The sequence below is a fragment of the candidate division KSB1 bacterium genome (genome assembly GCA_034506395.1).
GTDB lineage: Bacteria > Zhuqueibacterota > Zhuqueibacteria > Thermofontimicrobiales > Thermofontimicrobiaceae > Thermofontimicrobium.
The window spans coordinates 40,241-54,550 of the sequence record JAPDPQ010000017.1 but is presented as its reverse complement, the minus strand read 5'-3'; the positions used below and the strand labels follow the sequence as shown (position 1 = coordinate 54,550).

Below are 14,310 nucleotides of genomic sequence, written 5' to 3'. Positions count from 1 at the left end.
CGGTCGTATCAGGCTTAATATTGCAAGCTCCTTACCCACACCATTGTTTTCAAATTTACCTATGATGAAGCTTGGAATTTAGAAGATGCCATTCGGCCTCAGCAAATGAGTTTTGTTCCTACTCGAATTACACTTCTACTTATTGAACAATCTTGCTTCAGCGTTCTGAGTTAATTTTTTGCCAGCTAACCGGATCATTGAGTCTAACATACGATTCTGTTTCGGCCGCCTATTAAAAAAGATGTTACCTTTAGCAGCGATCCCGCCTCAATTGCAAAACCATCAATTCTCCACATCAGTTTTTTCACCGAGTCCCTCCGCAAATTTCGCCTTATGGACGTATCTATCCATAACGAATCTGAAATTGGATAGAATTGTTGGGCAAGGCGATGGGACATACTGTGAAACATGATCCTTCGGTATTCAACAATCTTAAAGGCTTATCCTTTTCCCTTTCCAGGAAGTCGAAAACGTCAGAAATCAATTCTAAAAATCACAATTTTCAGCATTCACATAGTTGAATTTTGAACATCATAATTGAGCCACGGACTCTTATGGAGAACATAACATTAGAATGTCACCTCAATACGCTATCAAAGATCGAATTGCTTAACTATATTACAAGCTTGGAACGCAAACGGGCACAACAATCCGATTGTGGTGACTTGCTGCTGGAACTGGGGATTGTCTATCATCATTTGGCTCAGACTGGAGATAAATCCGCTTTAGAGGATTGTAAAGAAGTTTTCAGAGAATTGAATCAGCAAAAGCCCGATGATCCCATCGTGTTGGCCTATCTGGGAAATATTTTGACTTGGTGCGGCAATTTGGAATCCGCGGTCCATAAAAAGCTGAAGCTCACCAAACAAGGGATTGACTCGATCGATCGGGCAGTAGCGCTGACCCCAGACAATCTGGCAGTTCGATGGGTACGCGCGATGAATAGTTATCACTTGCCTTCATTTTTCGGGCGATTGGAAATAAGCCGGCTGGATTTTGAGTACATCATGACGCATCCAGATTTTCGGCGCTGGTCAAAGGAACAACAAGCCATGATCTACTATCGAGCTGGGCTCACTTACAAAAAAGATGATGATCTCGAACGTGCCACCCAATATTTTCATCAGGCGATGACCATCGCTCCAGAAAGCGATTGGGCAAAAAAAGCCGAACAAGAATGGAAGGCACAAAATGGAAAGGTAGCAAAATGACTCCGCTGATTGAATTGAAAAACGTTTCGAAAATTTACACAATGGGGAAAAATATTCAGGTCTTGGCTTTGAAAGATATCACACTTGATTTCACTATGGGCGAATTTGTAGCGGTCTCTGGGCCATCGGGCAGCGGCAAAACGACGTTGCTGAATCTCATCGGGCTCATTGATGTACCAAGCCAGGGAACAATTTACCTTGATGGCAAAAAAATCAGCTATAACGGTTTGGGACAATTGCACCGACTGCGGCTTCATAATATTGGTTTCATTTTTCAATCCTTCAATTTAATCCCGGTATTGAGTGCCTATGAGAATGTGGAATATCCGCTTTTGCTTACGGGACTCTCTGGGACCGAACGGAAGAAACGTGTCGAACAGGTTTTGTCAGAGGTGGGATTGAGTGACCTGGCGCATCATAAGCCACGGGAGCTCTCTGGGGGCCAATGTCAACGGGTGGCAATCGCTCGAGCGCTTGTCAATAAACCAAAAATCGTGCTGGCTGATGAACCCACTGCAAACCTCGATTCCAATACCGCCCAAGATATTTTAAAATTGATGGCCAAATTAAATCGCGAGGAGAACGTTACGTTTATTTTCTCCACTCACGATCCCAAGATCGTTCAAATCGCCCGACGAATCATTCAGCTTCGCGATGGGCAAATAGAGAGCATCATCCAGCCCGAAAACTCTTCTGTCACCGGCACTACCGACGTCTCGACTCCGAGGACGAAAACCGCCTCGGCTTCTCACCATCAGCGCCGTGGGGGACGAAAAAAATCTTCCTCCAGTAAGAAATGACCGCAGAACAAGTTCTCTTACGTTCACAGCAAAACACGAGGGCATAATGAAAGCAAAATTTTTCATCCTTGCATTAAAAAATGTCACACGCAATTTGCGTCGCACCACGATCACTGGCCTCATCATGGCGTTTGGAGTTATCTCGTTAATTCTGGCTGGGGGATTCATGAAATATTCGTTCTGGGGCTTAGGAGAAAACGCCATCAGAGGACAATACGGGCATCTTCAGATGTTTAATCCACAATATCTGGAAGAGGAGGAGGATAAGCCGCTGCAATTTGGGATCGAGCGATCGGACAGTTTGATCAAGCTTATTCAATCGATTGAATCGGTCCAGTTTGCCATGCCGCGCATCAATTTTATGGGGTTGCTCTCCAACGGTGAAAAATCCGAAGCGTTCATAGGGGAAGCAATAGCGCCGAAAGAGGAGCGCCAGCTTTCCGAATCGCGTATCCGCATGGACATGGGACATCATTTAGATGAGCAACCATCGGATTTGGACGAGGATGAAGTGATCTTGGCCTCGGGGCTGGCGAAAGCGCTCAAGGCGAATATCGGCGATTATCTGACCTTAATGGTGACCACTACCTCTGGAGCGCTCAATGCGGTAGATGTGAAACTGGTCGGCGTCTTCTCAACTGGCGTTCCAGAATTGGATGCTCGTCTGCTCAAAGTTAAACTGGCCACCGCGCAGAACCTGTTAGTGACCGATCGCGTGACCAAAATCGTGGTCGTGCTTAAAGCGACGGAGATAACCGATCTGGCTGCCGAACAAATTTCAAAATTGCTTCCAGATTATAAAATCAAAAAGTGGTACGAATTGGCCACATTTTATCAGGCAGTGGTCAAACTCTACAACACCATTTTTGGATTTATGGGCGTGCTGATTTTTATTGTTGTCCTATTAGCCTCATCCAATACCATGATGATGTCCATTTTCGAGCGGACAAAGGAGATCGGGACACTCATGGCGATCGGCACTTCAGGTCGGCGCTTGTTGACAAATTTCTTATTGGAAGGATTAGTCATCGGCGTCATCGCCTCGGTTACTGGGCTGGTGCTAGGATTTCTTTTGTCTTTCGCCATCAATCACGCTGGCATTATGATGCCACCACCACCGGGATCGACATTCGGCTATCCGCTCAATGTCCATTACGTCTTGAGCATTTATTTGGGAAGCTTCATATTCATGGTCATCACCGCCATAGTTTCAACGCTCATCCCGGCTGCCAAAGCCGCTAGAATGAAAATTGTCGATGCACTGGGGCATATTTGATCGTTTGACCAAACTCGGTCGCTCTTGGTATCTATGGCACAAACAGCAAAATTGTTAACATCAGGCAAGGCATAGCTGTAAAGCGGACCTATTTTGATCATTGCTTGACAAGATTTCGTTTTTCTTTGAACAATACAACTCATCCTTTTTCTAGATTTCAAAAATGCTAATGAGGAGCTCAACAATAGTTTGAAGAAGCGAAATGATGATCGGATGAAAGAATTGAATAGGAATGCTGGGTTCATAAAATTTCGAAATGATAAGAGATCGTGAATCCGGCACTTTCGAGCATTTGAATTTTAGGCGAGGGGTTCATGAAAAAATTCCTGATTTTGATTTGCACAATTTTAATAGCAGGGCTGTTGCAGGCCCAGGGATCTGGAGATGAGATTCTTCGCGCTGCTGACCTTTATCGCAATAGCTGGGAGTCTTTCATTGTCCTTACCAGAATAAAAAATTTTAAAAACGACAAACTTGAGGACAGCTCTGATTTCGAAGTGATGATCAAAGGGAGCGGCAAAAGTCTGGTTCGATTTCTCAACTCAGAACAAAAAGGTCAATACCTATTAATGGTGGACGATCTGATGTGGCTTTACATGCCGAATACCCGTCGTCCAATCCGAGTGACGCCGCTCCAGCGATTGGCTGGCAATGCTTCGAACGGCGACGTAGCCCGAACGAATTTTTCGAGAGATTATCAAGCCACAATCCTTGGCGAGGAACAGGTCGCTGACCAGGCTTGCTATAAATTGTTGCTTACGGCGAAAACTTCCAGCGCCACCTATCCTCGGGCAGAATATTGGGTGACCAAGGCTGAATCGAAGCCCGTCAAAGCCGAACTCTATCTTGCCTCTGGCAAACTCTGTAAGTCCGTCAGCTACGACGAATATGAGCTCGTCCATGGGAAACGGCTGCTGCGAAAAATGACCTTGATCGATCGTTTGCGGAACAACAGCCATACCATCATGGAATATCTCGAATATGAGCCGAAAGAGCTACCAGACAAATATTTCAATAAAAATTATTTGACCCAATTAAAATAGCATGCTGAATATTTCATTTTAATAAAGAGGCAACGATGGACAAATTCATCAGCCGAAATCCATTGTTAGGTTTGATCGTTTATTGCTTGGTCTTCGCCGCTCCATCGGTTTGCTCACCGCCTGACGGTCAGCTCAACTATCGCATTGGGTTGATCACCGAGGGTTATTACAGACGCCTCAATGATACGCCGCTGAACCGGGATAATAAATGGTTACCTCAGATTCGCTATGGGAATTTCACCAGCTCAGATCTGTTTTTGAACTATGGTTCATTTACAACGGCAATGAAAGGTCTGGCCGAGTATACTGATCGCGATGCCAGCGCCTATCGTGCCATCATCCGAGAATTGTACTTTGATCGAGAGATTGGAGAGGCGTTTCATGTCACTGTTGGTCGAAAAATTTTAAAATGGGGAACGGGATACGCTTTTAACCCATGTGGCGTGTTAGAACCTGCTCGACACGCATCGGATCCTTCGGATCGCCTCGAACGATACCAGGGTAAACAGATCATCTCCTTCGATGCGTTCTCCGATCTTCACTCTTTTGCTCTCGTTTATGCCAACGAGGCCCGATATAAAGACAAATTTCACCGGGGAAAACATGAATTAGCCAGCCGCTTTTATACGTTGATCTGTGATATCGACCTCTCGTTGCTTGCTTTTTGGAAGGAAGTCGATAAGTTCAAATGGGGCGTTACGACAGCCTATACCTATGGCTCTCATATTGAGCTTCACAGCGAATGGATTGGCCAATTGGGAACCAATAAACTTTATCATCGAGTGCTGAGCGATCCGAATTTTCAGCCCAATTCTAGCATATCTAACTACATTGCTCGATATCAAAACAGCGAAAAATTATTTCCGAAGCTGCTGTTGGGAGCTCAATACACATTCGATAATGGGATTAATTTGATGATAGAGTATTACTATAACAGAGAGGGACTAACTCATCATGAATGGCAACGCTGGCGTAAATTCATTCTCAGGCAAACAGACGGCATGAGCGCATTTCCACCGGATCCGCTGTCATTCGTTAATTTTTATAGCGCGTTATCCACATTGGATAAATATGGCACCTTACGCCATTATGCTTTTTGTCGCGGCTATTGGCCGATGCAGCGGTCCAGCGCGGAGTTTTTACTCCTGGAGAATCTGGTTGATGGTAGCGGTGCAGGAATTGTGACGCTCAATTACATTTTTCCATCAGGCCTTACCGCCTGGATACGCGGTGAGGGCTATGTGGGCAAGCGCAATTCCGAATTTGGCCTATTGTTTTTTAGAAGCACTGTCTTGTTAGGTGCAAAGTATGGTTTTTGATCGCACACCAATTAATTCGAACCATAATACTTCAGATCATTTTTGCAACGAATCAAACTGGCTACTCGAGAATCTTTCGCTGAATGGAAAAAGCGTTTGATAAATGAAATCGGGTGATTGAGCTTCGGGCCTTATGGCATTCTGTAATTTTGAGCCATTTCTGCGATGCGATTTCATCAAAATGATGAAAATCTCTCAGTAACTGCCGGGTCAATTCGCGTGCGCCGAGAATACTCTTTTGCAAATTGATCAACCTCACACTCAACTGATTCATCGTTCTTTCATTCTCCAGAGGAGATGTTCTGAAGTTCGTGGTGCAGCTTCATCTGATCGTGTATTCCTATTGGCCCGAGCTGTGACATTTTCGATCGAATAAATTGGCTGACATTGCCAATTCGCTCAATTCAAAACAATCGATTTTACGACATATTTGTCAAAAGCAGCTTATTCGATCGCTGCTATTTAGCCTTTGGCGGATTAGGGAAATCGGCATCTTTATAAGAAAAATATTTTTGTTTCAGAAGCTTCATGAGAAAGAGAAACAATCCACCGATCAAAAAATTTTCTGTAAATCCTTCGTTGCGATTGTATTGAAATAAAAGATATTGAGGATTCCGCTTTGCCCATGTGGAGCTTGATAAGCTCTATCTGAGGGCGAAAGTTAGCCAAAATTATGTTGGGGAGGCACAGTGAGTATCAAAAATAATAAGAATGAAGTTGCCATTATTGGCATTGCATGTTGGTATCCAGGCGCAAGAAATCCGCTTGAATTATGGGAAAACATCCTTGCGCGTCGTCGTCAATTTCGACGTATGCCAGACTGCCGATTGCCGCTTTCCGATTATTTCGATCCGGATCCAAAAGTTCCAGATAAGACCTATGGTGATCAAGCGGCGGTGATTGATGGATATGAATACGATTGGGTTGGCAATCGCATCCCAAAATCGACCTATGAAGTGACCGATATTGTTCATTGGTTGGCAGTGGATGTCGCCATGGAAGCAATGCGAGATGCTGGTTACGATAAGACAACACTGCCGAAGGAACGGACAGGGGTTCTTTTAGGCAACACGCTCACTGGTGAATTCACCCGATCCAATAGTTTTCGGATGCGCTGGCCTTATGTGGCCAAAGCGCTACGCAAAACCGCCTCGGCCTTGAATCTATCTCCCGATTTTACTCGACAATTCGAGCAATATTTGGAAGAATGCTTCAAATCTCCCTTTCCTCAAGTCACCGAAGATACACTGGCAGGAGGGCTCTCCAATACAATCGCTGGTAGGATTTGCAATTACCTCGATCTGAAAGGCGGGGGCTATACCGTAGATGGCGCGTGTTCGTCGTCCTTGTTAGCCATCTGTCGCGCTGCCGATTGCTTGGTACATGGCGATCTGGACCTTGCCTTTGCTGGTGGAGTCGACATCAGCATTGACACTTTTGAGATGATAGGTTTTGCTAAAACTGGGGCAATCACCCCTGATGAAATGAAGGTGTACGATAAAAATGGAAAAGGATTCATTCCTGGAGAGGGCTGTGGATTTGTTGTGCTCAAACGGCTTGAAGATGCTCGCGCAGATAAAAATTACGTCTATGCGGTGATCAGAGGCTGGGGCATCTCCTCTGATGGAAGAGGGGGGATCACTGCGCCCTCAAGCACTGGCCAGAGCCTGGCGCTGAGACGGGCGTACGAAAAGGCGGGTTATCATCCCAGAACCGTGGATTTTGTTGAAGGACATGGCACTGGGACATCGGTCGGCGATCCCATCGAAGTCGAAGGAATCATGTTAGCAGATGATAGCCAAATCGCCGACCAGCCGATACCAGAACGGACTAAGAAGAAAGGTTTGACTTCGCTTAAGTCCATCATCGGGCATACCAAAGCGGCTGCTGGCATTGGAGGGCTCATCAAGGCGACGATCGCTGTGAACCGCCGGGTGCTTCCGCCCACTGCTGGAATCACCGAACCGCATCCCATTTTTAATGAAAAGGCACATCATATTTATCCGATCCAATTTGGCGAGGTTCGAGATCCCAATTCCAAGTTGCGCGCAGGAGTTTCAGCGATGGGATTCGGTGGGATCAATACCCATGTGACACTGGAATCTGGCGATGCACCCAGCCCAAAATTGAAGTCGCCACTGGATGAACGCTCGTTGCTGGCTTCCCATCAGAGTACCGAGCTTTTCGTGCTCGCCGCTGAAAATGTCAACCAGATGATCGAACAAGCGCAAAAATTATCCAGTATCGCAAGGGATATTAGTTTAGCAGAGATGGCAGATCTCTCTGCGGATTTAGCCCAGAAGATCAATCCAACTCACAGATTTCGGGCAGCGATGATTGCCTCCCGGCCCAAAGAGCTGGTGGATAAATTGAACCAATTAACAAAAATGATCGCGGAAGGCCCTCTTGCCCCAGGCGAAACGAGAGTCAGCCCATTTAAGGACATCTGGATTGGGAATTGTTTAAAAAATCCACGGGTGGCATTTCTATGTTCGGGGCAAGGCGCGCAACAACTGAACATGGGTCGAATGTTGGTAGAGCGACATCCTTGGCTACGGGAGCTTGTGAATCAGGCCGATGCTTGGGTGGGAGAACAAAACGACCGCTTATTGAGCGAATATATCTTTCGCCCCACCGATCAGGCCGATGCCCAACAATTGGCCGAGTGGAAACGCCAACTAACCGAGACTCGCATTGCTCAGCCAGCAATTTGTCTGACGTCTTTGTTATGGAGCAAAAAGTTGGCACGGTTGGGAATCGAGCCATCAGCCGTTGCTGGTCATAGCTTGGGCGAGTTGACGGCATTCCACCTTGCTGGAGCTTTAAATGAGAAAGAGTTGCTAAAACTTGCAGCTTTGCGGGGTCAAGCGATGTCCGCATCCTCAGACCAAGCAGGGACCATGATCAGCCTCGGCTGCGACGTCACAGCGGCCCAAGCGTTGGCATCTCATGTCTCTGGCTATTGGACCATCGCCAATATAAATAGCCCAACCCAAACTGTCATCGCTGGTGAAAAAATTGCGCTCCAAGAGATCCTCAAACAGGCTAAAACGAAAGGCATCCAGGCAGTGGAATTGCCAGTTTCCAATGCCTTTCATTCAAAATTCGTCCATCATTCAGCACAAATTTTGAGAGAGCAAGCAAAACTCCCAGAGCAATATTTCAGCAGAGGAATTCAACTCTATTCTGGAATGACTGGGGATCTCGTTGTCGATGGGATCGCGCTGAGGGATCATTTTGCCCAACAAATCACCAATCCTGTCAATTTTATCGCGCTCGTAAAATCGATCGCATCTGTCAGCGATCTGGTTATCGAAGTTGGACCTGGGAATATTCTTTCTAATTTGACTCGAGCGATCCTCGAAGATAGCCCTTTGCCCTGCCTGCCGGTGGAATCGCGATCAGGAGCGGACAAAGACTTGAATGCCATTCTGGCCGCTTATTTTGTCTATGGCGGTAATATTCATTGGCAAGCATTGTTCGAAGATCGGCTGATTCGGACGTTCATCCTTCCCTCGCAGCGCAAATTTATTGTTAATCCTTGCGAGCGGGAACTACGGGTCCCCTCGCTGGAGAGCAAAAAAGTCTCGCTTCCAATGGCCTCGCCTATCTCATTCCTTGGGGACCTTGGAATTGCCCCAGAAACGCTCTCTCAATATCTATCCCAACGGGGAGAATTCATAAAAGAAATCATCCAGACGGATATTAAATATTTTTCTAAGATTCCGATTGAGCCATCGGGAGAGGCATTAGCGCTGGAACAACCAACTGAGCAGCGGGAATCATCCGCTTCTGTTGAGCCAGCCATTACTGAAAAAACAGCGGTAGATTTACAGAGCAATCTCGAGCATCGCATCATTGAACTGATCGCACAGAAAACTGGGTTCCCTCCAGAAACCCTGACCCCAGATATGTACTTGCTCAATGATCTTAATATGGAGTCCATTAAGGCGGGCGAGCTGATTGTGAATATAGCTCGTGAATACGGAGTCGCTGGCAAGGTCGATCCCGCAAAGCTGGCTCAGTCCAATATCAGGCAAGTCGCGAGCGCCATCATTGCCGTGAAGGAAGGCGCTGCTATCGATGCTGGTTCCGTGACACCGATGCAACAACTGCTTGCTAACATCGAAAAGTCCAGTGGGGTAAAAACCTGGGTTCGCAATTTCATCATGGTGCCGACACCAGAACCGCTTACGCGCCAGAGCGAGGCCCTTCTTTCTGGAAAGAAGGCCCTCATTCTTCATGAGGCAAGCGATGAACAACTGGCTGCTACCATCGCTCGATCGTTAGAGCAGCATGGCAGTTTGGCCCAAAGGAAAACCTTTTTTGCTGAAGAAGGTCAGCTTCCCAGCGACTTTTCGATCGTCATTGGGATATTACCCAGAAGCAGCGCTGATGAAGTATCATCCGAACGGATCATGAATAGTGTGGCTCGGTTTCATCTGCTTGCCAGAATTGGTTTGACGCAGCAACCATCAGATGGCCCATCAGCCCGGCCATTGCTGATGGTTATCCAATTCGCTGATGGTAAGTTTGGCCTGGAAAAAGGTCCTAGAACGTTAGAGCAAGCTGGGGCACTGTCGTTTTTCGCCAGTATTCACCATGAACGACCGAACCTGAACGTGCGCAGCATCGATTTTGATGATGAACTTCCTGATGAACAAATCGCACAGGCGCTTATCGCAGAATTGGGGAGTGATGCTGTTTTTGAAGTTGCTGGATACGATAAAAACTTAAATCGATATGTTCCTCATCCAGTGCTCCAGAATCCTTACCAGTATTCCAAGCGCAATATCGAATGGGACTCAACAGACGTGATTCTGGTGACCGGAGGCGCCCGAGGGATCACCGCCCAATGCGCCTTTGAGGTGGCTCGGCGGACCGGCGCGAAGATGGCACTCATCGGCAGCTCTTCGTTACCGACAAGCGATTCAATGAGCGAGAGCCAGCGAGAAATCGTGGCGACCCTAGATCGCTACAAGCAGGCCAATCTAACCTGCCAATATTTTGCCTGTGACATCACGGAGGAACACCAGGTAACTGAAACCTTACAGGCCATTGAACAACAATTAGGTCCTATCACTGGGGTGATCTTTGGAGCAGGGATGAATCGTCCGCAGACCGTTGAAAATGTCCCATTAGATGCGGCGCAACAGGAGATCGCTCCCAAGGTGATTGGGACGCTAAACATCAGCCGCGCATTGGATCAAAAGCCTCCGAAGTTGTTCGTTGGTTTAACATCGATCATCGGCGTCACTGGAATGCCTGGCAATGCCTGGTATGCCTTTTCCAATGAAATGATGCAATTGCTACTGCAGCGTTTTCAGAAAGATCATCCGCAGACCAGCACCCTGGCCATTGCTTTCAGCGTCTGGGATGAAGTCGGTATGGGAGCGCGGATGGGTAGTGTGCATACGCTCGCAGCTATGGGTACCTCTGCAATACCGGTCTCCGAGGGCATTGATCGATTTGTTTCGCTGTTCTTCAACGATCCTAATGCGCAGCAGGTGATTGTTACTGCTCGCATCGGAGGACTGGATAATTGGCGGCCGCAATTACCAACGCCTCCAGTGGCCAATAACTTCCTCGAAAATGTGGTCTTGCTATTTCCTGGAATCGAGGCGGTTGTGAAAGTTCATCTGAATCTGGATCGTCATCCTTATCTCATCGATCATAATTATGAGGGCAGTTACTTGTTCCCGGCTGTGTTTGGCTTAGAGGCAATGGCGCAAACCGTCGCCTTGGTAACAGGCAGGCAGCAATTTAAATCAGTCAGTCTCCGTCATATTCAATTCGATCGGCCCATTATCGCTGATCCGGAACATGGTACCAATATTTTGATCCATGCCATAGTGGAAGAAAATGACGGTGAGGAGCAGTTCGAGCACGTTCGCGTGGGAATTTCCGCGGAACAGAGCGGTTTCGCCTATCATCATTTCTCAGCCGAATTTCAGCTCCCCATCGATTTTGAGCTTGAGCGAAAACCGGTCGATTGCAAGCGCCCAACGAATGGGCCGTTGCAAATCAATCCCCAAATGGATCTTTATGGCCGCTTGCTGTTTCAGGGCCCTTCATTCCAGCGGTTACGCCAATTCTATGCATTGAGTACGGTCTATACTGAGTGTACCGCACGCATTAGATCTCTCGCAAGTGATGAGGCCGGCCAGGAGCGCTACCTTTTGGGCGATCCGTATTTTCGTGATTCGATTCTTCAAACCGGCCAAGTCGTGGCAGGTCGGGATAAAGCCCTGCCCAAAAGCATTGAGCGCATCGAGATCTATTCGGTCGAGCCCACGGAGGATGAGGCGATTATCATAGCGGAATTGATTGAGCGGACCGATGAGCACTGGCTGAGCAACTTCACAGTGACGGATAAATCTGGTTTTATGATGGAGCGGCTGCGACAGTGCGAATTCAGCATCCTGGAGACCCTGGCTGATGAGCCAACTTGTGAAGAGATGGCCAGTCCCGATCCAAGGGATCATCAGCTATTGCAAAAATATATTACTCAATCGAGGCAGCAGCTTGGGCTTAGTTTTCCTACCGCTCGCATCTTCAATCGACCAGCCTTGCATCAGTTGAGCCGATCCGAACGGCGAAAACAGATCAAACCCGTATTGGAAGAGGTCGTATCTGATTTCATCGGCAAAAAGAGCCCCGGCAGTGGATCTGCATATAGAATTAAATGGTCACCCGACGGTAAACCGAGGGTAGAGCTCGATCTCAACCTTCCAGTCCATCTGTCCATCTCTCATGACAATCGATTCTGTTTGGCATCAGTAGCCCAAACCCAAGTTGGATGCGATGTGATGGAGATTGATGAGAAAGCAACGGAAGATTGGAAAGCATTGCTTGGGCCAACGCATGAGGCGCTGTTTGCCCAATTGATCAATCAAGAGCACCCCAAATATGCGGGTAGCCGGCTCTGGGCAGCTAAAGAGGCGTTGTTCAAGGCAGCGAATGGAGATAATATCGAACTTTCATTCATCAAATCTATCGACAAATTTGCTCTGTTCAGTGGAAAATCCAATGGCAGCGAATTTCAAGTGGTCACCTTCCCAGTGTTTTTTACCCTCGGCCGCGAGCGAATGCTGGCGTTCGCCTGGCAAAAAAGTTCAGCGCCAGAAGGGCAGCCACAAACCGACAACGATCCAAACGTCAATCTCAACCTATTCAAACCCAATTCGGGTAAACAGCGAGAAGAACTGCTGCGAGAGTTCGGATATGACCCACAAACCTTCATGATGGACGCGGATATAGATGAAGAAACCATGAGCCTGATCATCCGCTGGCCGTTGACCCTTCGCGAGGCCGCCAATCTCTCTCGTGGAATTTACTTCTCGACCTATGGGGAGTGGCTGGGAATGGTTCGGGAACTTGGTATCCAGCCGATCAACGATAAATTATTGCCGCAATTGGCGACAGGGAAATGGGGACTGGTGACCAATGAGAGCGAAATCGAAATTCTAGGCGACTGGTACCCCAATGACACCATTCAGGTTCGGCTCTGGATCATGCCCGACGATCGGATGCCAGATTCATCCCTGCAACTTTATTACGATTGGCAGAAAGTCACCCCACAGTCAAATTATGAGCGACTGGCGTTTGGCTATTTGCGTGCATCGTTCGTTGAGATTCTGGGGCATGGTGAAGTTAAAGTGACCCAACTCCCAGATTATTTCCAGCAATTCATCCAGCGGATGAAACGGCCAGCGCACTCGGCAAAAAAATTGGATAAAATTCCCGAGCGGCTAAAAAACCTCGCTTTGGGAAAACTGCTCTATCAAAAGCCGGATGGACCAGTGCGCGGACCGCTGCTTCATGAAAAGATATTCGAGACATCGTTGCTGGAATCGAATATGGTGGGCAATATCTATTTTTCGAACTATTACAAATGGCAGGGAACCGTGCGAGATAATTATTTCTATCAGCTCCTTCCCGCGCATTATCAGCAGACCTATGTTAATGCCGATCTCCGTTGTCTGAGGACTCGGATCGATCATCTGCGAGATACCATGCCCTTTGCCAAAATCGTGGTGCGGATGTATCTGAATCGCCTCCAAGAGAACGGCTGCGAATTAGGATTCGAATATTACCAGCAACTCCCGAATGGTCAAGAGATCAAATTGGCCTATGGCACCCATCAGGCGGCGTGGATCGATCACTCCGATCCTTTAGCGCCCAAAGCAATTCCCTTCCCAGAGCCCATTTTGAAAGCTTTGGTTGCTGCCTGTGAGAAGTATTGATTTGCCAGCCTGGATGGATAATAAAAATTAAGCTCGAAAGCTCAATACTTGAATTTTTCCAGGTGCCTTTGGTGATAAGTAAGAAGCCACTGGCACCTTTTCTAATTTTCATGGCAAGCGCTCTCTGACTTTTTCCTGATTATTAGTTTTGACTTTATACTCCTTCAACTTAGAGCACCAGTCATTCCGAGCGGAGCGAGAAATCGCAAATCTACCTGAAAAAATCAAAGATTATGTCCCGTCGATCTGGTAGATCATCATGATAGGACCAAATTAGCTATCATGTTGATGGTCGGATTTTTGGCCAGGCTACAATTCCAAACCAAATCATATCTCGTTTGAAAGTTTTTCAATTGAACTTGTGACTCTAATTCATTTGTGCTCTATGAATCGCAGATGAGTGAAGCTGGATTGT

At 47.1% G+C, this 14,310-nt stretch carries 6 protein-coding genes; all 6 read left to right on the top strand.

The window, feature by feature from the left end:
* The first annotated feature begins 554 nt into the window (after window positions 1-554).
* A complete protein-coding gene (locus ONB37_12020) occupies window positions 555-1,211 on the top strand; it encodes a hypothetical protein (GenBank protein MDZ7400885.1) in 657 nt (218 codons plus the stop codon).
* Entirely contained in the window at window positions 1,208-2,011 is an 804-nt protein-coding gene (locus tag ONB37_12015) for an ABC transporter ATP-binding protein (protein ID MDZ7400884.1), read from the top strand. The genes ONB37_12020 and ONB37_12015 overlap by 4 nt, the downstream gene beginning before the upstream one ends.
* Window positions 2,012-2,057: 46 nt before the next feature.
* Complete coding sequence (locus tag ONB37_12010) at window positions 2,058-3,287, top strand: FtsX-like permease family protein (protein MDZ7400883.1); 1,230 nt, start codon at window positions 2,058-2,060, stop codon at window positions 3,285-3,287.
* Between the two features lie 314 nt (window positions 3,288-3,601).
* Window positions 3,602-4,330, top strand: a complete 729-nt coding sequence (locus ONB37_12005; GenBank protein ID MDZ7400882.1) for an outer membrane lipoprotein-sorting protein — start codon at window positions 3,602-3,604, stop codon at window positions 4,328-4,330.
* A 35-nt stretch (window positions 4,331-4,365) separates the two neighbouring features.
* Entirely contained in the window at window positions 4,366-5,649 is a 1,284-nt protein-coding gene (locus ONB37_12000; protein MDZ7400881.1) for a hypothetical protein, read from the top strand.
* 689 nt (window positions 5,650-6,338) lie between these two features.
* Window positions 6,339-13,895: an SDR family NAD(P)-dependent oxidoreductase gene (locus ONB37_11995; protein MDZ7400880.1), complete on the top strand. Its 7,557-nt coding sequence runs from the start codon at window positions 6,339-6,341 to the stop codon at window positions 13,893-13,895.
* Window positions 13,896-14,310 lie beyond the last annotated feature (415 nt).

Excerpts from the sequence above, each read along its gene's own strand:
- ONB37_12020 (MDZ7400885.1), top strand. The coding sequence starts at position 555 with ATGGAGAACATAACATTAGAATGTCACCTCAATACGCTATCAAAGATC.
- ONB37_12015 (MDZ7400884.1), top strand. The coding sequence starts at position 1,208 with ATGACTCCGCTGATTGAATTGAAAAACGTTTCGAAAATTTACACAATG.
- ONB37_12010 (MDZ7400883.1), top strand. The coding sequence starts at position 2,058 with ATGAAAGCAAAATTTTTCATCCTTGCATTAAAAAATGTCACACGCAAT.
- ONB37_12005 (MDZ7400882.1), top strand. The coding sequence starts at position 3,602 with ATGAAAAAATTCCTGATTTTGATTTGCACAATTTTAATAGCAGGGCTG.
- ONB37_12000 (MDZ7400881.1), top strand. The coding sequence starts at position 4,366 with ATGGACAAATTCATCAGCCGAAATCCATTGTTAGGTTTGATCGTTTAT.